Origin of the sequence: Nonomuraea sp. NPDC049400 (assembly GCF_044466425.1) — a bacterium.
Taxonomy (GTDB): domain Bacteria; phylum Actinomycetota; class Actinomycetes; order Streptosporangiales; family Streptosporangiaceae; genus Nonomuraea.
In genome coordinates this window covers 39,724-60,482 of the sequence record NZ_JBITMP010000034.1, presented here as the reverse complement: position 1 = coordinate 60,482, position 20,759 = coordinate 39,724, and the positions used below count along the sequence as shown (strand labels likewise).

The 20,759-nt window shown below is 68.6% G+C and carries 22 protein-coding genes; 14 read left to right on the top strand and 8 right to left on the bottom strand.

All coding sequences use genetic code 11. The features are described 5' to 3' along the window. The first annotated feature begins 232 nt into the window (after positions 1–232). Positions 233–871, top strand: coding sequence for a ferritin-like fold-containing protein (locus tag ACIBVN_RS39660; protein WP_397145438.1), 639 nt, complete (start codon positions 233–235; stop codon positions 869–871). A 334-nt stretch (positions 872–1,205) separates the two neighbouring features. Next, complete coding sequence (locus tag ACIBVN_RS39655; RefSeq protein ID WP_397145437.1) at positions 1,206–1,391, top strand: hypothetical protein; 186 nt, start codon at positions 1,206–1,208, stop codon at positions 1,389–1,391. Positions 1,392–1,414: 23 nt separating this feature from the next. On the opposite strand, the gene ACIBVN_RS39650 is transcribed toward ACIBVN_RS39655, so the two are convergent. The 5 genes from ACIBVN_RS39650 to ligD (ACIBVN_RS39630) all read right to left on the bottom strand — a co-directional run bounded on the left by ACIBVN_RS39650 (position 1,415) and on the right by ligD (ACIBVN_RS39630) (position 4,523). Then, positions 1,415–1,645 (bottom strand): DUF3107 domain-containing protein, encoded by a 231-nt coding sequence (locus tag ACIBVN_RS39650; protein WP_349448567.1) that lies wholly within the window; start codon positions 1,643–1,645, stop codon positions 1,415–1,417. Between the two features lie 88 nt (positions 1,646–1,733). After that, complete coding sequence (locus ACIBVN_RS39645) at positions 1,734–2,354, bottom strand: TetR/AcrR family transcriptional regulator (RefSeq protein WP_397145436.1); 621 nt, start codon at positions 2,352–2,354, stop codon at positions 1,734–1,736. A gap of 143 nt (positions 2,355–2,497) precedes the next feature. After that, entirely contained in the window at positions 2,498–2,707 is a 210-nt protein-coding gene (locus ACIBVN_RS39640; RefSeq protein ID WP_349448569.1) for a hypothetical protein, read from the bottom strand. Between the two features lie 44 nt (positions 2,708–2,751). Next, on the bottom strand, positions 2,752–3,624 hold the full coding sequence (gene ligD, locus ACIBVN_RS39635; protein ID WP_397145435.1) for a non-homologous end-joining DNA ligase: 873 nt from the start codon (positions 3,622–3,624) through the stop codon (positions 2,752–2,754). After that, entirely contained in the window at positions 3,621–4,523 is a 903-nt protein-coding gene (ligD, locus tag ACIBVN_RS39630; RefSeq protein WP_397145434.1) for a non-homologous end-joining DNA ligase, read from the bottom strand. Before ligD (ACIBVN_RS39630) ends, ligD (ACIBVN_RS39635) begins: the two co-directional genes overlap by 4 nt. Before the next feature lie 59 nt (positions 4,524–4,582). Between ligD (ACIBVN_RS39630) and ACIBVN_RS39625 the strand changes: the two genes are divergently transcribed. The 3 genes from ACIBVN_RS39625 to ACIBVN_RS39615 all read left to right on the top strand — a co-directional run bounded on the left by ACIBVN_RS39625 (position 4,583) and on the right by ACIBVN_RS39615 (position 6,978). Next, positions 4,583–5,452 carry a Ku protein gene (locus tag ACIBVN_RS39625; RefSeq protein ID WP_397145433.1) on the top strand — a complete coding sequence of 290 codons (870 nt, stop codon included), beginning with the start codon at positions 4,583–4,585 and terminating at the stop codon, positions 5,450–5,452. Between the two features lie 435 nt (positions 5,453–5,887). After that, the gene (locus ACIBVN_RS39620) at positions 5,888–6,199 is read left to right on the top strand and encodes a hypothetical protein (RefSeq protein WP_397145432.1); all 312 of its coding nucleotides are present in this window, start codon (positions 5,888–5,890) and stop codon (positions 6,197–6,199) included. Positions 6,200–6,630: 431 nt separating this feature from the next. Next, positions 6,631–6,978: a hypothetical protein gene (locus ACIBVN_RS39615; RefSeq protein WP_397145431.1), complete on the top strand. Its 348-nt coding sequence runs from the start codon at positions 6,631–6,633 to the stop codon at positions 6,976–6,978. A gap of 819 nt (positions 6,979–7,797) precedes the next feature. Here the strand turns inward: ACIBVN_RS39615 and ACIBVN_RS39610 are convergent. Beyond that, positions 7,798–8,352: a hypothetical protein gene (locus ACIBVN_RS39610; RefSeq protein WP_397145430.1), complete on the bottom strand. Its 555-nt coding sequence runs from the start codon at positions 8,350–8,352 to the stop codon at positions 7,798–7,800. A gap of 481 nt (positions 8,353–8,833) precedes the next feature. Continuing rightward, positions 8,834–9,253 carry a hypothetical protein gene (locus tag ACIBVN_RS39605; protein WP_397145429.1) on the bottom strand — a complete coding sequence of 140 codons (420 nt, stop codon included), beginning with the start codon at positions 9,251–9,253 and terminating at the stop codon, positions 8,834–8,836. 923 nt (positions 9,254–10,176) lie between these two features. On the opposite strand from ACIBVN_RS39605, the gene ACIBVN_RS39600 reads away from it, so the two are divergent. The 9 genes from ACIBVN_RS39600 (at position 10,177) to ACIBVN_RS39560 (ending at position 20,073) form a co-directional block, all read left to right on the top strand. Beyond that, positions 10,177–11,076: an alpha/beta fold hydrolase gene (locus ACIBVN_RS39600; protein ID WP_397145428.1), complete on the top strand. Its 900-nt coding sequence runs from the start codon at positions 10,177–10,179 to the stop codon at positions 11,074–11,076. A gap of 43 nt (positions 11,077–11,119) precedes the next feature. After that, positions 11,120–12,301, top strand: a complete 1,182-nt coding sequence (gene moeZ / locus ACIBVN_RS39595) for an adenylyltransferase/sulfurtransferase MoeZ (RefSeq protein ID WP_349448578.1) — start codon at positions 11,120–11,122, stop codon at positions 12,299–12,301. A 47-nt stretch (positions 12,302–12,348) separates the two neighbouring features. Continuing rightward, entirely contained in the window at positions 12,349–13,065 is a 717-nt protein-coding gene (locus ACIBVN_RS39590; protein ID WP_397145427.1) for a hypothetical protein, read from the top strand. Next, complete coding sequence (locus tag ACIBVN_RS39585) at positions 13,059–14,294, top strand: S8 family serine peptidase (RefSeq protein WP_397145426.1); 1,236 nt, start codon at positions 13,059–13,061, stop codon at positions 14,292–14,294. The genes ACIBVN_RS39590 and ACIBVN_RS39585 overlap by 7 nt, the downstream gene beginning before the upstream one ends. Positions 14,295–14,351: 57 nt before the next feature. Further along, positions 14,352–15,257: a hypothetical protein gene (locus tag ACIBVN_RS39580; protein WP_397145425.1), complete on the top strand. Its 906-nt coding sequence runs from the start codon at positions 14,352–14,354 to the stop codon at positions 15,255–15,257. Positions 15,258–15,262: 5 nt separating this feature from the next. Beyond that, a complete protein-coding gene (locus ACIBVN_RS39575; RefSeq protein WP_397145424.1) occupies positions 15,263–16,402 on the top strand; it encodes a S8 family serine peptidase in 1,140 nt (379 codons plus the stop codon). Between the two features lie 18 nt (positions 16,403–16,420). Further along, positions 16,421–16,810, top strand: a complete 390-nt coding sequence (locus tag ACIBVN_RS39570) for a hypothetical protein (protein ID WP_397145423.1) — start codon at positions 16,421–16,423, stop codon at positions 16,808–16,810. Beyond that, entirely contained in the window at positions 16,798–17,112 is a 315-nt protein-coding gene (locus ACIBVN_RS39565) for an MGMT family protein (protein WP_397145422.1), read from the top strand. The genes ACIBVN_RS39570 and ACIBVN_RS39565 overlap by 13 nt, the downstream gene beginning before the upstream one ends. A gap of 207 nt (positions 17,113–17,319) precedes the next feature. After that, entirely contained in the window at positions 17,320–20,073 is a 2,754-nt protein-coding gene (locus ACIBVN_RS39560; protein ID WP_397145421.1) for a CDP-glycerol glycerophosphotransferase family protein, read from the top strand. Between the two features lie 6 nt (positions 20,074–20,079). Here ACIBVN_RS39560 and ACIBVN_RS39555 read toward each other — a convergent pair whose 3' ends face one another. Continuing rightward, positions 20,080–20,703, bottom strand: a complete 624-nt coding sequence (locus ACIBVN_RS39555) for an NUDIX hydrolase (RefSeq protein ID WP_397145420.1) — start codon at positions 20,701–20,703, stop codon at positions 20,080–20,082. Positions 20,704–20,759 lie beyond the last annotated feature (56 nt).

The following is a 20,759-nucleotide window of genomic DNA, read 5'->3' as shown; positions in this document are numbered from 1 at the left end:
GCGGGCCTGCCGGGACCGACGGGCGTGAAACAGCCCCCGTTGCGTGGGTCCTCGCGGTAGAGCCAGCCCTCTCGCGTCATCAGCGACCGCGCACCCAGAAGTGGGGGTATTCGGGGGAAACCCTCGAATTTACACAGTGCGGTCGCACTTTCACAGAGCAGTGTACTCGATACCACAACGCAGACCGAGCTTGCGTATGTTCCCGCAGATTTCGCGAAGTACGCTGCCTGTCATGAAGGAGTCTCCAGGAGTCGTCGACCTTCTCGGTGTGCTCGCCTATGCGGAGCTCAGCGCGTACGCGCGGATGACGGAGGACGCCGCCACGCTGGCGCCCACGCTGGCCGACCGCGCGGCGCTGAGCGAGCTGGCCGTGACCGAGTACGCCCATTTCCGTCTGCTGCGCGACCGGCTGGCCGAGCTCGGGGCCGATCCCGACGAGGCCATGGCGCCGTTCGTCGGCGCGCTGGACGCCTGGCACGCGCAGACCAAGCCGGCCGACTGGTTGCAGGCGCTGATCAAGACGTACGTGGGGGACGGCATCGCGCTCGACTTCTACCGCGAGGCGGCCAGGCATCTCGATCCCTCGATCGCCGAGCTGGTGGACGAGGTGCTGGTGGACGAGGGGCGCTCGCAGTTCGCGGTCGAGCGGGTCAGAGCCGGGATCGAGGCCGCGCCCACGGAGGCCGGGCGGCTGGCGCTGTGGGCCCGGCGGCTCGTCGGCGAGGCGCTCAGCCAGGGGCAGCAGGTGGCCTCGGCGCGGCCCGAGCTGGCGTTGCTGCTGGTCTCGGCGGAGGGTGCTGCCGATATTTCCCGACTTTTCGCGACACTGACGGAGGCGCACAACAAGCGCATGGCCACCCTGGGCATCTGAGCGGCCGCGGCTGCGGAAGTCACGGGTCTGTCTATCGAGCGGCGCGAGGGCGCGGAACGGTTGTACCGTGCCAGACATGAGGGCCTCGCGCCGCTACGGCAGTTCCTTGACGACGAGATGTGCGCCGAACCGCTGGACCTCGCGCCCTGCGCTGTGGAGGGAGAGCGCGCGCTGCCCGACCGCGGAGCCTGGGCACCGCGTCACCATCCGCCCTCGCCCACCCCGCGCCTGCCTCCTCGGAACTCCCCGCTGACCGGACCCACCGCCCGCCGATAGCGGCACACAGCCGTGGTCGCGATGCATCACGCACACACAGCTGTGGTGGCGATGCAGCGTGGGCACACGGGCGTGGCCGCGATGCATCGCGCGCACCACGGCGGGCGCAGCAGGCGCGGTCCCCACGAACGAGGGCGGCGGCCTCCGGGAGAGCGCACGCCCCGGCGACGTTGCCCGCCGCACCACGGGCGCGGCGCAGTACGCCGACAAGGCAGGGCGCCCGGGGGAGGGGTACGGCGGGTGAGCCGTACCCCCAGGTCAGGAGCCTTAGAGGGTGCCGCCGAACCCGACGGGCCTGGCATCGTCCTCGCCGATCTCCACGAAACCGAGCGACGACACCGGCACCACGACCCGCCTGCCCTTGACGTCGGTCAGGGCGAACACGCCACGCTCGACCGACAACGCGCTTCTGAGCTCCTCTTCGACCTGCTCAGGGGTGAGATCGGTCTCGACAATGAGTTCGCGGTGTACGGAGCGTACGCCGATCTTGACTTCCATCGTGGCTCCTTAGTCGATGGGCTGGCTCACTCCCATCGTGGCGGCTCGTACCCGCGAACGGCGCGAATGATCGCGGCCAGCGAACGGGTTATGCCGTACGCGGAAAACCGCTGATGCCGCGCCAGGCCAGCCGCGCCATGAGCTGCTCGGCCGCGTCCTTCGGGATCGAGCCGTGCGTGGTCACCCAGTAGCGGGCGCTCACCTCGGCCATGCCGACCAGGCCTATGCCGAGCAGGTGCGCCTCGTCGCTGGTGCACCCGGTGTCCTCCTGGATGACCGCGCTGACCATCTCCGCGCACTCCTGCAACGAGCGCTCCACGCGCTGCCGCACCGGGGCGACGTTGCGCAGGTCGGACTCGAACACGAGCCGGAACGCCTCGCCCTGCGTGGAGACGAAGTCGAAGAACGCGCTGAACGTGGCCTGCACGCGCAGTTTGTTCTCGTTGGTGGAGGCCAGCGCATCCCGGCACCGGTTGACCATGTCGTCGACGTGGAGGTCGAGCAGTGCCAGGTAGAGCTCCAGCTTGCCGGGGAAGTGCTGGTAGAGCACCGGCTTGCTGACCCCTGCGCGGTCGGCGATCTCGTCCATGGCGGCCGCGTGATAGCCGTTCTCCACGAACACTTCCTGCGCGGCGCTCAGCAGCTGCCGGCGGCGCGCCAGTCGGGGCAGGCGGGTGCCCCGGGGCTTCGCATCCGGGGTTGCGGTCACACGGATCTCCATAGGTCTCTCAGCGGGCTGTGCGGACATCCTACGTGCGAGTAGGCCAGTCGTATCGGCCTCACTCCGTGAGGCGGGCTCGGTCGCCCAGATGCCGAGTCAGCCGAGTCTGCCGAGTCGTCGCGGAGCCGTAGTCAGCGATATTCGTCGTCGTCGAGGTCCACGACGCGGTGCTGATCGGCCGCGTCGGCGGGATCGACGTCGAGCGGCAGCTCGAAGCGGAGCCTGCCGGCGCTCTCGCGTATCTCGTGATGCTGGTCGGCGGCATCGGCCTCGGGCGTCTCGATCGACAGCTCCGCCTCCTCTTCCACGTCGTAGGAGAGCTCGTCCCCGCGTATGTCCATCTCCGACATCTTCTGGTCCCCCTTAAGGTGCGGACGGAACCAGCCTACGCCCGGCTGAAAAGGTCGCCGCGCTTCTCCACTCTGGCGAGTACGTCCGGCGCCGTGAACACCAGCTCCTCGGGCCGTTCGCAGCCCTCGACCTCCTTCCACAGCAGCGGGGTCGAGACGGTCGGCTGCTCCCTGGCCCGCAGGGAGTAAGGCGCCACGGTGGTCTTGGCCGGGTTGTTCTGGCTCCAGTCGATGAACACCTTGCCAGGTCTGGCCTTCTTCGTCATCACGCTGACCACCTGCTTGGGGTGCTCTTTCTCCAGAAGCCGGGCCAGCCTCCTGGCGTACGCGGAGGGCTCCTCGCGGCAGTCCCAGTCGGCGTACAGCTGCATGCCCTTGCTTCCGCTGGTCTTCGGCCTGGCGGTGAGCCCCTCGCTCTTCAGCACCTCGCGCAGCATGAGCGCCACCTCGCAGCACTCGACGATCGTCGCCGGCGCGCCTGGGTCGAGGTCGAACACGAGCGTGTCGGGCGGCAGCGCCTCCCCGTCCTCGCCGACGCGCCACTGGGGTACGTGCAGCTCGAGCGCGGCGAGGTTGGCGTAGTAGACGAGCGTGGGCAGGTCGTCGACGACGGCGAAGTCGATGGTCTCGCGGTTCTTGGTGCTGCCGGGGGCGGGCAGGGTGGCCCGCCGCACCCAGGAGGGGGTGTGGTCGGGGGCGTTCTTCTCGAAGAAGGACTGGCCGGCGACGCCGTTCGGGTAGCGCTTGACGGTGAGGGGCCTGCCCTGGATGTGGGGGAGGAGCACGGGGGCGACGCGGCTGTAGTAGTCGATGACCTCGGCCTTGGTGAAGCCGTACTCCGGGTAGAGGACCTTGTCCAGGTTGCTCAATGTCAGCTCGCGCCCGTCGACCTTGACCGGAACCTTCATAGCGTCACCTCCGCGGGGAGCTTGTCGGGCCGCAGCCCGCGCCACACGGGGTGCCGCAGCCGCTGTTCGTCGGTCCACATCGTGTAGGCCACCTCCCCGACCAGCTCCGGCCTAACCCACCGGTTCCGCCACGGAACCTCGTTGCAGAACGGGCTGCGCGGGATCTCCAGCGGCCGCATCCGCTGGTAGAGATCGTCGAGCACGGCGTCGGTGAACCCGGTGCCCACGTGCCCCACGTACGTGAACCCCTGGTCGGTGAACACCCCCATCACGAGCGACCCGACGCCGCCCGCCCGCCGCCCCTTCCCCGGTTTCCAGCCGCCGACCACGACCTCCCTGGTGATCAGGTTCTTCACCTTGATCCACCAGGGGGAGCGCGTACCCGGCCGGTAGGGCGAGTCCAGCCGCTTGGCGACCACGCCCTCGAGCCCCTGCTCGTACGTGGCCGTGAGCAGGTCGGAGTCGCCGGGGAAGTACGGGGGAGCGCCGACGTCCAGTTCGTCGAGCAGTGCCCGACGGTCCCGGTAGGGCAGGTCGAACAGCCGCGTGCCGTCGAGATAGAGCAGGTCGAACGGCATGTACGTGACGGGGTACAGCTCCAGCATGATCGGCTCGGGATCGGTCAGGTGCATCCTGTGCTGCAACCGCTCGAAGCTGGGCCTGCCGCGCCGGTCGAGCGCGACGACCTCGCCGTCGATGATCGCGTTCTTAATCCCGAATCCCGAAATTTCCGGATACCGCCGCGTGTACTCCACCCCATGTCTACCCGTCACCCTCAGCCCGCCATCAAGATGAACGATGGCGCGGATGCCGTCCCACTTGACCTCCAGCCCGTACTGCTCGCGGTCGGAGGGTAGTTCCCCAGGTACGGCCAGCATCGGTTCGACCGGGTATGGCATTGGTTGCCCCATGACGGGTATGTGCCCAATGGCAAACCCATGCGAGCTGAGGAGTGACCATGCGCAGCATCTGGAAAGGTGCGATCTCCTTCGGGCTGGTCACGATCCCCGTCAAGCTCTACTCGGCGACCGAGCAGAAGGACGTGGCGTTCCACCAGGTGCACCGCGAGGACGGCGGCCGGATCCGCTACAAGCGCGTGTGCACGGTGGACGGCGAGGAGGTGCCGTACTCCGACATCGCGAAGGGGTACGAGCTGGCGTCCGGCGAGATGGTCGTGCTCACGGATGAGGACTTCGAGGGCCTGCCGCTCAGCACGTCACGCAGGATCGACGTCCTCCAGTTCGCCCCCGCCGAACAGATAGACCCGATCTACTTCGCCAAGTCGTACTACCTGGAGCCGGACGCGCAGGGGGCGAAGCCGTACGTGCTGCTGCGCAACGCGCTGGAGAGCTCGGGCCAGGTGGCGGTGGTCAAGGTGGCCCTGCGCCAGCGCGAGTCCCTGGCCACGCTGCGAGTACGGGACGGCGTCTTCGTCCTGGAGACCATGCTCTGGCCCGACGAGATCCGCAGGCCGGACTTCTCCTTCCTCGAGGAGGACATCGAGGTACGGCCCCAGGAGCTCAAGATGGCCGAGTCCTTGATCACCACGATGGAGTCTGACTTCGACGCGAGCGAGTACCACGACGCTTATCGCGAGGCGTTGCAGCAGGTGATCGAGGCGAAGGTGGCGGGCAAGGAGGTTCTTCCTCCCAGGGAGGAAGAGGAGGCCCGCCCTGCGGTGGACCTCATGGCCGCGCTGCGGGCCAGCGTGGAGGCCGCGAAGCGGGAGCGCGAAGCCGGCGCGCCCGCCAAGGCGAAGAAAGCGGCGGGCAAGTCCAAGGACGAAGAGAAGGCCCCCGCGAAGCGCAAGGCCCGCAAGTCCGCCTGAGGCTGCCTGCGGCCCTCTGCGGGCCTGATCGAGGCGTCCTGGGCGATGCTTTTCCGCCCACGGCTGCCCCGACAGCCCTACCGATCGCTCGCCCGTCATGAGTGGGACACGCATGCGCGCCCTGCGGCAAGTGCTCAACGCCGCGCTGTCTCGCCGATTCTCGCTGTGCCATCCCCGGTGTGCCCGTGCTCGTTGCCGCCCGGCGATCGGCCAAATTGGACATATCGGGATAATTCATAACATGTCATGAGATAAATCTTTAATGCGAGCAATACCATAGCTATTGTACGGCAAAATAGGGCGATTCCCGTTTTGGCCTCTACGTCCTCGGTAATGACATTCAGCGGATGACTCTTCAGCAGGCGTCCAAGACGTTTTCCGAGCAATCGGAGGACGTCCAGAACGGGGCAACAAATCCTTTAGGGGGAAAACGCAATGCCCAAGCTCAAGAGTGTTATGGCGGGCCTCGCCATCAGTACGGGTCTGTCCGGCGGCCTGCTCGCCATGGGTGCGACGACCCCGGCCAGCGCCGGCACCACCCAGGCCACCTCCGGCGCGCCCGTCCTCATCGGGAACGGCTGCGGCTGGCGGTGTGGCGGTTGGGGCTGGGGCCGTCGTCACAACAACCGGACCAACGTCTTCGTCCACAACAACAACCAGAACTTCAACTACGACAAGGACCGCCACTACAACAAGGAGTACGACATCGAGAAGTGGTTCAAGCACCACGGCGATGACGACGACTGACGTGCTTTGACTGACCGTGTGCTGACAGCGCAGGGATGAGTGCCTGCTTCTGGTCTCCACGGCAATTCCTGGTGAGGGCTCCACTGGCATCGGCCAGGGAGCCCTCACTGTGCCGTGTCCGGCGAGGCGGGTGCTGCCTGTTCAGGCGCCTTTCTATTTGTGCCCGATGCCGTGTGCCGTTCGCCGGAGGCCCGCCCGGACCGGGCGAGAGGCGACGGTTATATGCCGCGACGTGTTACTGCTGAGCCATGTAAATGCCTGGTGTCGGGCAAGAGTAGACAATGTCGGTTTGCTGGCCATTCGGCCGGAAATATGCAGGGTACGGATGATTCGCCTAGCGGGGCATCCGGGGGCGTTTCCCGATATTCCGGTCGTACTGGATTTGGGAAGCTCTGAGAACGGGGCAATCGATCCTTTAGGGGGGAACCGCAATGCCCAAAACGTTCAAGAATGTTATGGCCGGCCTCGCCATCAGCACGGCGCTGACCGGCGGCGTGGTCGCCGTGGGCGCCACGACGACCGCGGCCAACGCCAGCACCGCCACTCAGATCAGCGCCGGGACGTCCGTCCTCACCAAGGTCGCCCGCTGCCACCGCTGGCGTCGCTGCGGATGGGGCTGGGGTCGCGGCTGGCGGCGCCACCACCGTCCCCAGACGATCCGGATCCTCATCCACAACAACAACCAGAACTTCAATGCGAACCGGGACCACCGGGACGAGCGGGACTACCGGTTCCGCGAGTTCCGCGACCGGTTCTTCGGCGACGACGACGACAGCTGACGTCTCGGTCTGAGCCGGTGGCGCATTTCCCTGCGCCACTCAGGAGTCCGCGAAGGCGATGAACTCCGGTCACACAAATAGGTGCCCGTATTCGCAAGGATCGACATCCATTGCGAATACGGGCACTCCCCTTTTTGCCCTTCGCCTCGATCGCCCTCGGGCTCACCGGCCTGTGACTCCGACGACGTCGAGGGCTTACGGGCGGTTCGGACACGGTGTCGCCTGGCCCTCTGGTCGATGTCGCCGATCCGGCTCCTGGCCGGCGGCGGTCGATCGCGTTGATGTGCCTGCCCGGTCGGCAGTGGTGAACAGCGCAGGTTCACGGCGCCCGCCATCGCGGTCCGTCACGTTGGCAGAGCCCCCAAGCCACCACGCCGGAAGAGACAGGGTGCTTTCACGGAGGCGAGGCGTCCGTCGGGCGGGTCCGGGTAGCCGGGATCACCACGTGCTCACAGACGGGGCCGTCCAGGCTCGTGTACACCGCCGGCGGTGGGCGCTGTGCAATGAGCGCTGCGGGATGGGCGGTGCGCCTTACGGTGGCGATGCCTGCGGTGGCCATGCGCCCTGCGGTGGCTATGCGCCTGCGGTGGGGTCCGCCCTGCGGCCTGCGGTGCGCCGTGCAGTGCGCGGTACCTGACGGCGGGGGCGGCACGGTCGCTGTGGTGGAGGCGCGAACAAGGCGAGTGCCCGTATTCGCCGTGGATGTCGATCCGTGCGAATACGGGCACTCGTCTGTGTGAGCGGAGTTCATCGCGTTGGCGGACTCCAGAGTGGTGCGGGGAAGCGCGCCACGGCTCAGGCTGAGACAGCTCTCAGAGGTCAGTCCTCAACCTCGCCGTCGCCACCGTTGCCGCCGCCACCGCCGCCACCACCGGTGCCGCCGTCGCCGCCGGCGCCGCCGGCACCACCTGTGACGCCACCGGCGCCGCCGGCGCCGCCGTTGCCACCGTTGGCGTTGCCGCCGTTGCCGCCGTTGCCGCCGTCGCCGCCTTCGGCTTCGATCTCGTCACCGCCGCGGCCCCAGCCGCCCCAGCCGCCGTCGCCGCCGTCGCCGCCGTCGCCGCCCTTGTAGCCGTCGTGCTTGAACTCGTACTCTTCGTGATCATTCTCGTAGTCGCGGTGCTTCTTGCGATCGTTCTTGTAGTTGAAGTTGTGGTTCCTGTTGAAGATCTGGATGTCGATGCGGTCCTTACGGTGGTGCTTGCGCCACCAGCCGCCCCAGCCCCAGCAGTGCCGCCAGCCGCAACCGTGTCCTCCGATGAGGACAGGCGCGCCGGTGCTGACCTGGGCGGTGCCGGCGTTGGCCGCGGTCGTCGTCGCACCCGCGGCGATCACGCCGCCGGTCATCGCTGTACCGATGGCGAGGCCCGCCATAAGACTTTTGAGCTTGGGCATTGCGTTTTCCCCCTAAAGGATCGATTGCCCCGTTTTCGACACTTCCCGAAAACGGCAGAGCCGAGGTGCCGGGAAATGACTCTGAATGGCCGCTGAGCAAAAACCATCCATTCCTCTATGTTTCCGGCCGAATGGCCAGCAAACCGGAATTATTCACTCTTGCCCGGCAGTAGGCGTTTCTATGGTTCAGGGAAAATTGCGACGTCGATGGCCGTCGTTTCCCTGATCAAAGAACGGCGAGAAATGGAACGAGGCGAAGTGAGGGCTCCCCCGGCGGATACCGATGGAGCCCTCACCAGGAATTGTCGTGAGACGAGGAGAGCGAATCTCGGGCCGAACCGCGAAGGAAAACGCGGATCGCTCCCGAGAGCCCGTCACTCACCGACCGAATCCACTTCACGTGAACCGTGGCCACCCGTGAAGACGGGCACTCATCCCTGCGCTGTCAGCGCACGGTGCGTCAGTCCTTGTTGTACTTGTTCTTGTGCTCGAATTCGCGGTGGTCCTTCTCGAACTCGCGCCTCTTGTCCTTCTTGTGGTCGAAGTTGAAGTTCTGGTTGTCGTTGAAGACGGTGACGCAGACGTGACGACGGTTGGTCTTCCAGCCCCCTCCGCCCCGGCCGCAGCGACGGTCGCCGAAGTGACCGTTGTTGTTGAAGCCGTTGTTCTGGTTGAAGAAGAAGGGCAGGAACTCGGCGAAGTTGTCGTCGTCGTCGTCGTCATCATCGTCGTTGAAGAAGACGTGCTCGTCGTCGTCGTCGCCGCTGAGGATGGTCCTGCCGGCGAACGCGTCGGCGGCAGTGGCGCCGAGGCCGACCACGCCGCCGGTCAGCAGCGTACTGATGGCGAGGCCCGCCATAACACTCTTGAGGTTGGGCATTTCGTTTTCCCCCTAAAGGATCAGTTGCCCCGTTCTCGACGTTTTGGATGCCTGAAAACAGGTTCCTGGACGGCTGCTGAAGAGTCATCCGCCGAAAGTCATTTCCGGGGTGGTGGCCGGGCAAACAGGAATCACCCTATTTTGCTATGCATTAACACTCTTATTGCTCGCATTAGACATCTATCCAATGAAATGGCTCGATATGTCCGATTGTTCCGCTATGGAAACGTAGATGACATCGACCGTCGCGCCGGCCGGGCTTTCCTGGTGGCCGTGCCGGCGTCGCGAACGGTGATGTCCTCGTTTGCGATGTCGCTCCCAGGCGCGGAAAAACCGCGAACATATGTGTTGCCATGGCGCAGGCTCGCTCGCTCACGCCGGTGGTGGTGGCGTTCGCATTTCGCCGTAGTGGTGAGGGCAGGCATGCTGACGCGCACCGGTGTCACCGGCGAGATGCGTTATTGCGCCACGGCGGCCATCATTGTCTGGGGTCGGCGTTGTGCCTTCCCTGTGGATGTCTTCCGCTTTCGCGGCGCCCTGCAATGCCCGCCTTCTCGACTCGCCCGCCGTAAACGGTGAGTGCCCGTGCTGTCACGCCGAGTACCGCTTGGTTGTCATGTTCTCCGGCCTTGACTGCCACAAACGGGGGGCTACAGCTTTTACCGCACTCTTAGTCTGGCATGAGATCCATTAGACATTTATGAAACTAAATAGGCCGATATGTCCGCATTGATTGGAGCGGACGCCGAGCCGGAAGGGGTCCGGTGAGCGGCTGCCGTCCATGGCCTGCCCCATGATCGGGTGCTGTATGTCCGAAAGGTGGTCATGAGGCCCGCTCTGTACGGATTCCGTACCTCACCCAGACCCGATGGTTATCGTTGAAGGAACGAGAAGAGGCCTTCGCGGAACGACAAGGAGGACACATGATGGCGGAGCCGATCCCGCACTGGCCGGGACGCATGATCGGCTCGGTGCACGTCCGATCGACGGGCACGGGCCCCGGTGAGCAGGCCGTCTTCGTGCACGGTCTGGCCGGTTCGGCCACCAACTGGACCGATCTCATGGACGAGCTCAAAGACACGGTCACCGGCCACGCCATCGACCTCCCTGGAGCGGGGTTCTCGCCCGCCCCGTCCGACGGCGACTACACCGTCGCCGGCCACGCCAGAGCCGTGACCGAGCTGATGGAGCACACCGGTCCGGCTCACTTGTTCGGCAACTCGCTGGGCGGCGCGATCGCCGTCAGGGTCGCCGCCACCCGCCCCGACCTGGTCCGCTCGCTCACCCTGGTCTCCCCGGCCCTGCCCGACCTGCTCCCCAGGTACGGCCCCGTCCGCATCGCCGCCGCCGCGATCCCCGTGCTGGGCGACTGGGTGGCGAGCCGGCTCTCCCTGGTCCCCGCCGAGCAGCGCATCAACGCCTCCATGGCCATGGTCTGGGCCAACACCGGCAGCGTCCATCCCGTACGCCTGCGCGACGCGATCGACGAACTCCGCAGGCGCGACGAGATCCCGCACGCCGGCGAGGCCATGATCGGCTCGGCCAGGGGCATCGTGGCCGAGTACTTCCGCCGCGGCGAGGCAAACCTGTGGCGCCAGGCGGCCAAGGTCAAGGCCCCGACCCTGATCGTGCACGGCAGACACGACCGCCTCGTCCGGCCCGCCATGGCCGCGAAGGCATACCGTACGTTCCCGCAGGTCCGGCTCGTGCTGCTGCCGACGGCCGGCCACGTGGCGATGATGGAGATGCCGCAGGTCGTGGCGGCGGAAGCACGCAGTCTGATCCGTGAGACTCGATTGGGGAATGCCCCACTCGCCAGCTAGGTTTCAAGGTGAGATAGGACCCCCTGGAACGGGAGCGTAGAAAGTGTCGTTGCCACCGCTGGTCGAGCCGGCCGCAGAGCTGACCGTCGACGAAGTGCGCCGCTACTCGCGCCACCTGATCATCCCCGACGTGGGCATGGCGGGGCAGAAGCGGCTGAAGAACGCCAAGGTGCTGTGTGTGGGCGCCGGGGGCCTGGGCTCGCCCGCGCTGATGTACCTCGCGGCGGCGGGCGTCGGCACCCTCGGCATCATCGACTTCGACGTGGTCGATGAGTCCAACCTGCAACGCCAGATCATCCACGGCCAGTCCGACGTGGGCAGGCTCAAGGCCGAGAGCGCCGCGGCGTCAGTCCGCGAGATCAACCCGCTGGTCGACGTCGTCATCCACAACACGGCGCTGACCACGGAAAACGTCATGGAGATCTTCTCCGGCTACGACCTCATCGTCGACGGCACCGACAACTTCGCCACGCGCTACATGGTGAACGACGCCGCGGTGCTGCTCGGCAAGCCGTACGTCTGGGGCTCGATCTACCGCTTCGACGGCCAGGCCAGCGTGTTCTGGGCCGAGCACGGGCCCTGCTACCGCTGCCTCTACCCGGAGCCCCCGCCTCCCGGCATGGTGCCCTCGTGCGCCGAGGGCGGCGTGCTCGGCGTGCTGTGCGCGTCGATCGGCTCCATCCAGGTCAACGAGGCCATCAAGCTGCTCACCGGCATCGGCGACCCGCTGGTCGGCCGGCTGATGATCTACGACGCCCTGGAGATGAAGTACCGCGACGTCAAGGTCCGCAAGGACCCCGAGTGCGTCCTGTGCGGCAAGAACCCGACGGTCACGCAACTGCTCGACGACTACGAGGCGTTCTGCGGCGCGATCTCCGACGAGGCCGCCGAGGCCGCCAGCGGCTCCACCATCACCGCGCTGGAGCTCAAGGAGATGCAGGACCGCGGCGACAACATCTTCCTTGTCGACGTCCGCGAGCCGAACGAGTACGAGATCGTCTCCATCCCCGGCGCCACGCTGATCCCCAAGGGTGAGTTCCTCAACGGCTCGGCCCTGGAGAAGCTGCCGCAGGACAAGCGCATCGTGCTCCACTGCAAGTCCGGCGCGCGCTCGGCCGAGGCCCTCGCCGTGGTCAAGAACGCCGGGTTCTCCGACGCCGTCCATGTGGGTGGTGGCGTCCTGAGCTGGATCAAGACGGTAAACCCGAGCCTGCCCACCTACTAACGGGTTTCTGGGGAAGTTCCCCGGACGCCCCTATTAAGGTCGATGGGGTGAACTCCGCTCGCCCGTGGCCCACACTCGTGGTGGCCTCCGCGCTGACGCTGGTCTGCGCGGTGGCCGCCGGGGTGGCGGGGAGCGCGGCCGGCACGGAGCTCACCCGCGGTCCCACCACGGCGGAGCTGCAGGCGGCGGCCAGGCGTGAGGTCGCCGAGCGCTGGCGCACCTGGCCCAGCGGCCGTATCTTTCCCGCCACATTGCCGTACTCCGCCGAGCAGGGCGGGCAGGAACGTGCCAGCAGGATCGGCATCTCGCCTCAGACCTCCTGCGACCCCGTCGACGCCAAGGCGGTCAAGGCACTGCGCAAGGCCGGCTGCAGGGGCGTGCTCCGGGCCACCTATGTCGACGCGCTGCGCGGCGTGCTCGTCACGATCGGCGTGGTGGCCATGCGCGACGAGCCGGGCGCCGTACGCGCCAGGACCGCCTTCTCCGACAGTGGCAAACCCGTGCCGGGCCTGTATCCGCTGCCCTTCAGCGGCACGGTGGCCGACCGCTTCACCCCTGGCGTGCGGCAGGCAGGTTCGGTACGGCAGGCAGGGCCGTACCTGGTGCTGACCACGGCGGGTCAGGTGGACGGGCGGCCCGCGGGCGCGGCGGACGAGCAGCGGCCCGCCATCTTCGCCTTCGCCACCGAGGTCGCCGAGCACGTGCTGACCGACCTGAGCACGCCGAAGATGCCCGAATGCACGGCCAAGGAGTGGCAGTGCTGAGCCCGGGCAGTACGCGGATCGTGCTGAGGAGGGGTGCGGCGGTCGCGGCGGCCGGGATGTTGCTGCTCACGGCTGCGCCCGCGTGGGCCGACGACGTGCGCGGCGGTCAGCAGCCGGTCATCAAGACGCTGGAGCTGACCCAGGCGTGGCGCACCAGCAAGGGCCGCGGGGTGACGGTGGCGGTGCTCGACTCCGGTGTCGATCCGCGCCATCGCGACCTGGTGCACTCGGTGCGGGTGGGCAAGGACTTCACCGCAGGCGCGAACCCGCCGGGGGTCGCCCCGCTCCGCCTGCACGGCACGTACATGGCCTCTCTGATCGCCGGGCACGGGCACGGACCCGGAGGAAAACTGGGGATCATCGGCGTAGCGCCCGAAGCGGACGTACTGTCAGTAAGGGTCATCCTCGAGGACGAGGAGCCGGGTTTCCAGGAGTTCAACTCGGCGGAGCGTTTCGAGAACGTGGTGGCCCGGGGCATTCGCTACGCCGTGGACGAAGGGGCAGACGTGATCAACATGTCGATCTCCAAAGAGCTGGCGACCAGGGAGGAGCGGGCGGCCATCCGCTACGCCATCTCCAAGGGCGTCGTGCTCGTGGCCGCCGCGGGCAACGACGGCGACCGGAAGATCGACGTGGACTACGCCCCCTACTCCTATCCGGCCGCGTTCCCCGGGGTCGTCTCGGTGGGGGCGACGGACCGGCGGCTGCGCCGGGCCACGTTCTCCAACTGGAACTCCTCCGTGCTGGTGGCAGCCCCGGGCGTGGACATCATGGGCGCGGGCCCCGGCGACGAGTACTGGGTCGGGCGGGGCACCTCGCAGGCGACCGCGCTGGTCTCCGGAGTCGCCGCCCTCATTAAGGCGAAATATCCGGATATGTCGCCGCCGCTGGTCGCCCGCGCTCTCACCGCCGGCGCCACCGACCGGCCGCCGGGAGGGTACGACATCGCCACCGGCTTCGGCGTCGTGAACGCGGCCAAGGCTCTGTCCGAGGCCGGCAAGCTGGCCGGATACGCCGAGGCCGCCGCAGGCTCCCAGGCGCAGGACCCCGACAAGCCGCTGGCCGGCGGCCGGGCGGGCCCCATCAAGGTCATCGCCAGGGACGAGAAGCGCGTTGCGGTCCACGCGGCCATCGCCGCCACCGCGGCTGTCGGCGCGCTCGCGTCCCTGAGTGTCATATTCATCCTGGTCAGGCGCGTCCGCCGGGCACACAGCTCGCAAGGCGCATGATCCGCCCACTAAGGGGGACGAAATAGACACACGGAGGCCATTAAAGAGGATGAGGCGGTGGTGAGGGCTCGTAGGTCGACGTCAGGGCTACCGCGCGCCGGGGGAGAAGGCACGCCGGGACAGAGGAACCCGCTCGGCGCCACCACCGGCCGGCGGTCCCGCGTTCGTGCTTGGCCGGCGGCGAACTCCCGTACGCGCGCGGCCGTCAAGCAGCGCGCGGAGCTGGACACGCTCCAGCAGGGCATCCGGTACAGGCGCATGTTCGTGACGCTGCTCAGCGTCATCGTGGTCGTGTCGTCGGTGGTCGTGCTGCTCGGCACGATCGGCCTGTTCGCCGAGACGCGGTCGCGCCCGCTCACGCCCGCCGAGCGGAGCCAGTACCAGCAGGAGGAGATCGCCAGGCGCTGGCAGGCGTGGCCGGCGACGGGGGTCTTCCCTGAAGAGGTGAAGTACCTCGGGCTCGACCGGGCCCAGCAGTACGCCAGGCGCGTCGGCATCGCCCCCGAGACCGAGTGCGGCAAGGGCGTGGACGCCTCCGTCGCCGGGGTGCTGCAGAGCCACGGTTGCCTCACGATGCTGCGGGCGACGTACATCGACCAGACGGCCTCGTTCGTGATCACGGTCGGGGTGGCCGTGCTGAAGGACGAGGAGTCCAGGGTCTCGGCCGCCGAGGAGCTCACCCAGGACGACCGCGTGGGCGTGCTGCCCGTCGCCTTCCCCGGCACGATCACCGAACGCTTCGGCCCCGACCAGCGCCAGCGCACCGGCTGGGTGAGCGCGGGGCCGTACATCGTGTTCTCGACGGCGGGCTACGCCGACGGGCGGACCAGGGCCGCGATCCCGCCCGAGGAGATCCTGCACAGCGAGCTGTGGCCGGCCGCCAAGTCCGTCGGAAACCAGATCGCCTACTTCCTCGCGGACCCGCCCAAGGTGCCGCCCTGCACCCAGGGGAACGTGTGCTAGCCGGCGTGCGCGCGCTCACCGCCGCGCTGCTCGTGCTGGCAGGGCCTGCCGCCGAGCCCGTGAGGGAGCAGCAGCAGTGGGTGCTCGACGCGCTCAACGTCGAGCAGGCGTGGACCGTCACCAAGGGCGAGGGCGTCACGGTCGCCGTCATCGACAGCAGCGTGGACGGCCAGGTCAAGGAGCTGAAGGGCCGCGTGAGCGCGGGCCCCGACATGAGCGCGGGCGCGGTGACCCGCCAGATGCCGCCCGGCAGGCACGGCACCGCCATGGCAGGGCTGATCGCGGGCTCGGGCGAGGACGACGGGCTGATCGGCGTCGCGCCCAAGGCGAACATCCTGTCGCTGCCCATGGTCACGGACGACGATTCCGGGGTGGGCGTCCCGCCGGCGCAGGACGACGAGCAGGTCTCGGAGAGCCCGCTCGCCCGGGCGCTGCGGTACGCGGCCAACCACGGAGCCAAGGTCGTCAGCATGTCCATCGGCTCCTACGGCCCGCTCAGGTCCGAGCGCGAGGCCGTCTCGTACGCGCTCGGCAAGGGCGTCGTCCTGGTCGCCGCCGTGGGCAACGACGGCCTGACCAACTACGCCAAGCAGAACGGCACCTCCTACTGGAGCTTCCCGGCCGGCTACCCGGGGGTCATCGGCGTGGCGGCCACCGACAAGCAGGGCAAGCGGGCCACGTTCAGCAGCGACAACCTCTCCGTGCTGGTGGCCGCCCCCGGTGTGGGCGTGCCCGTGGTCAAGCGCAAGAGCGGCTACGAACTGTCGGAGGGCACCAGCTCGGCCGCCGCGCTCGTGGCGGGCGTGGCCGCGCTCATCAAGTCGCGCTATCCCGACCTGCGGCCCGAGCAGGTCGCCCAGGCGCTGGCCTCGAGCGCGCGGGGCCGGCCCGCCGCGGGATACGACGACCAGACCGGCTACGGGGTGGTCGACGCGGCCGCCGCGCTCAACGCCGCCGAGCGGCTGACCGGCGAGCAACGCAGTGTCGTGCCGGGCAAGGAGCACTTCGGGCAGGGCGAGGACTCGCCCGTGCCGACGCGGCCGGGCCCCGACCCGCTGCGGCTGTGGTTGTACGGGGGAGGGGTGCTGGCCGCGCTGGTCATGTTCTGCGGCGCGATCATCGTGCTCAATCAGCGCAAGGAGTGAGCCTTTACGATCCGCGCGATGAGTAAAGTTCCGCTATGGTCCCCCGTCATGGGATACGAGCTGCGGGTGGTGCGCGAGTCGCCACTCGCCTTCGCGGAGCTCGCGAAGGCCATCGCACCGGCCGGTTTCGAGCTGCGCGGATCTGACGAGATCGTGGCCGCACACAGGGGCGGCACGCACGCGGTGGCCCGCTGGCAGGGCCAGCTGATCGGGGAGCCCGGCTCCGACTGGCACGTCGCACAACTCCTGCGGCTGTCGGCCGCGCTCGGCGCCCGGCTCGTGGGCGAGGACGGAGAGGTCTACGCGCTGCGCGACGGCGTCATCGAGGTCCTGACGGGCGGCAGCGCGATGGAGATCGGCAAGTTCGACGAGATCATCGACGCGGGTCCTGCGGCATGGAGCCCCTGAACCCCTTCGCCGAGCGGGTGCTCGACCTCGTCGAGCGCATCCCGCCCGGCAAGGTCATGGCGTACGGCGACATCGCCGAATACCTCGGCGAGGGCGGCCCCCGGCAGGTCGGCAAGGTGATGTCCACGTGGGGCGGCGGCGTGCCGTGGTGGCGCGTCGTGCACGCCGACGGCGCCGGCGCGGCCCCTGACCACCTGCAACGCTGCCTGGACCACTGGCGCGAGGAGGGCACCCCGTTGCGGGGCGAGCGGGTGGACATGCGCAGGGCTCGATGGGACGGGCGTTCAGCGGATTTTCAGTAAGGGGCGTGACCTGCTGTTTCGCCGAACCGGCGAACCCGTGACCTGTGACTCCCATTACCATGGGCAGAACACTGATGGCGGCCCGAAAGGCGGTGCCTCCCTATGGCCACCGGCGTCACAGCCCAGAGCCAGGGCGGCGACTCGCTCGCCGACCGCCTGAAGGCTGTCCAGGATCTCTGCGATCGTGGAGAGCCTCTCCAAGCGGTCATGCGAGCGGTCGGTTCCGGCGGTCGCGACGCCGCGTTCGACGCCGAGGTGCTTGGCGGCCCGCTCGGGGCGCGCATGGACCTGGCGGTCAAGCGTGGCGCGGCGCGGCGGCGTGAGATGCTCGAGCTCGTCCGGCCCTACCTGGCGGCCGTCGACGCGCGCGTCAAGCGCGATCTGCCGGTCGCGCGGCGCGTCATCGTCCACCTGATCGAGCACCGGCCCGACGAGGAGCTCGTCGAGGGCGAGACGCTGACCAAGGTCGTGACCGCGGCGGCAGAGCCGTCCAAGCGCATCCGCAAGGGCCTCAGCTGGTACGCCGACCTGCCCTTCCGTGACGAGCTCCCGCCCGACCTCTACCGCCTGCGGCGGGCCGACCTCGTGCCGGTGACCCACATCGACGACATCGTCTGGGTCGACGGCAAGCTCCGCGTGACCGGGTTCGCATACCTGGCGGGGCTCTCCGTCCGCAGCCGCAGGTTCAACCGGGCGACCGTGGTGCTGCGCGGGCCACGCTGGTTGCCGCCCATCCGCATGCGCACGCGGCGCGTGCTCGCGCCCGAGGCCACGCATGGCGCGCGCGAGCCCGGCTGTAACTACGACTGGTCGGGATTCAGCGCCGAGCTGAGCCCGTGGCCGCTGCGCTGGCGCGGCGCCGTGCGCGCCGTGGTGTCCGCCGTGCGGCGGCGGATGCGCCACCGGCCGTCCGTGCCCGACGCCACGACGTGGCGCGCCGAGATCGTGTTCTGGAGCCGGGGCGCGCGGGCCACGGGCCTGCTGCGCGGCTCCTCCGTCGGCCGGCCGGAGCGTCCCGCGGGGCTGCAGCTCAAGCCGGGCTGGTGGATCAGGCCGGTGTGGACGTCCGACCGGGCGCTGCAGGTCGTGCTCCAGCCCAACAGGGCCGAGCTGACGGGCGTGTCCGTCGACGGCGAGCGCCTGGAGCTGAAGATCTCCCTGCCGGGGCGCACGGTGACCAAGGGTCACGCCCGGCTCGGCGGCCACCGCATCGCCGCCGACTTCACGCCCGCGGGCGACGGCACGCAGGTCGTGGTGGGCCTCGCCGTGTCCGCGCTGCTGCACGAGAAGGACGGGCGGCGGCTCTGGGTCGAGCCCAAGGGCGACCCCGCGGCGTCCGTCATGCTCGCCGACCTGGTGGAGACCCGCACGCCGGTGGGCGACCGCGAGATCACCGTGCTCGGTGACCGCCGCGACCGCGTGGTCGTCTCGGCTCACCGCATCCGCCCGGTCATCACCTCCGCGGTCTGGGACGGATCCGTGCTCGTCCTGCGCGGTCACTATCCCGACGCTCCCGGGCCCCGCAACCTGACGCTGCGGCACCGGTCCGGGCTGTCCTATCTGCTGCCGATGGAGCGCTCCGGCGAGGAGTTCTCCGTACGCGTCGAGCCGTCGGCCATGGACCGCTTCGGCGAGTCCGTGCCGCTGGCCTCCGGCACCTGGAACATGTCGATCCGCCACCCGTCGGGCGAGATCGTGCCGCTGCGCATGGACCACGCGGCCCTGCAGGGGCTCGACGAGGACCCGCGCACGTTCGACGGGCGCACCTACCGGATGATCTCCACCCGTTTCGACGTGCCGGTGGTGACGGTCGAGGAGGCCCGGCCCGCCGACGAGCGGGGCGTGGCGGGCACCCACGTGCTGCGTCGCGTCTTCTACCCGGCGCAGCGCACGGAGCCGCTGACGGACGCTACCGTCTACGTGGTCAACGACGGGCGGCTCTACGCCGACAGCGTCCGCGCGATCTACGAGGAGCGGCTGCGGCGGGGCGACGACCGCGAACACATCTGGATCGTCAAGGACGGCGCCTTCGTGCCGCCCGGCGGCGCGACCGTCATCCGCGCTGGCAGCCGCGAGCACCACGCCGCGCTCGCGAGGTCCCGCCACATCGTGACCAACTCGTTCCTGCCGGTCTGGTTCCGCGCCCGCGAGGACCAGGTGGTGGTGCAGACGTGGCACGGCACTCCGGCCAAGCACATCGGCAACGACCAGGCCCACATGGCCCGCGACCCGAAGCCGCCGATCTGGCACCGGCAGGCGGCGGAGGTGCGCGGCTGGGACCTGCTGCTGTCGCAGTCGCCGTGGGCGACGCCGGTGCTGCGCAAGGCCTTCGGCTACAAGGGCGAGATCCTGGAGAGCGGCCTGCCACGCAACGACGTGCTCCACTCTCCCGACCGGGAGGCGCTGGCTGCCGCCGTCCGGGAGCGGCTGGGGCTCGTGGAGGGCAAGCGGGTCGTCCTGTACGCGCCCACATGGCGGGATTACGACCGCAAGAACGCCATGGTCAAGCTGGACCTGGCCAAGGCGCGCGAGGCGCTGGGGGCCGATCACGAGATCCTGGTGCGGGCGCACCCGATGCAGGCAATGCCCGCCGTTCCCGACATCGCCCACGACGTCACCACTTATCCCGATATTGCGGACTTGTTGCTGGTGGCCGACGTGCTGGTGACGGACTACTCGTCGGTGATGTTCGACTTCGTGTGCACGGGGCGGCCGATCGTCTTCTACGGGTACGACCTGGCGAAATACTCCTCGAAGCGGGGCCTCTACCTGGACCTGGCCGAGCTGGCGCCAGGGCCGGTGCTGTCGACGTCGGCCGAGGTGATCGAGGCACTGCGCTCGATCGACTCCGTCGCCGCCGCCCACGCCGACCGCTACGAGTCCTTCCGCGCCACCTTCGCCCCGCGTGACGATGGCAAGGCGACCGCACGCGTCGTCGACCACCTCTTTCCTGATCACTAGGTGACGTCAGAAGAGGTCGGGGAGGTCCGGCAGGAGGAAGCGGCGGTCCGGGTCGTAGCCCGTCTCCAGGGGGAGGTCCTCGGCGCGGCGCAGGCCGGTGTGCGGGAGGTGCTCCACCAGGAGGTAGAGGAGCGCCGACATGGTCGTGGCGCAGACGATCTCGCCGTTTTCGATGAGCTTGCGGATGCCTGAGACGTGCACCCACTCCACTCGATCGGCCTCCCAAGGGTCCGCGGGCGGGCCGATGTGGGTGGCGGAGCCGGCGTGGTAGACGTGGTGGAGGCTGTCGGCGAGGCCGTTCGCCGGCTGGATCGACAGGAGCGGGCGCAGCGGCCCGGGACGCCAGCCGGTCTCCTCCTCGACCTCGCGCGCCGCCGCATCCCGAGGCATCTCGCCCTCGTCCACCCGCCCGAGCGGGATCTCCCATCCCCAGCTGTCGGTGATGAAGCGGTGCCGCCAGATCAGCAGCACCTGGTCCTGGTCGTCGGTGACGACCGCTCCCGCGGCCGGCGCCGTGCGGACGAGCCGGTGGCCGAGACGGCGTCCGTCGGGCAGCTCCACATCGGCGAGGCGAATGTCCAGCCACTGGTCGGCGTACAGCGACCTCTCGGAGTGGACCTGCCACCGCATGCGATCAACCTCCACGCCAGGGCGAGATGTTGACCTTACGTTACAAGGATCAACGC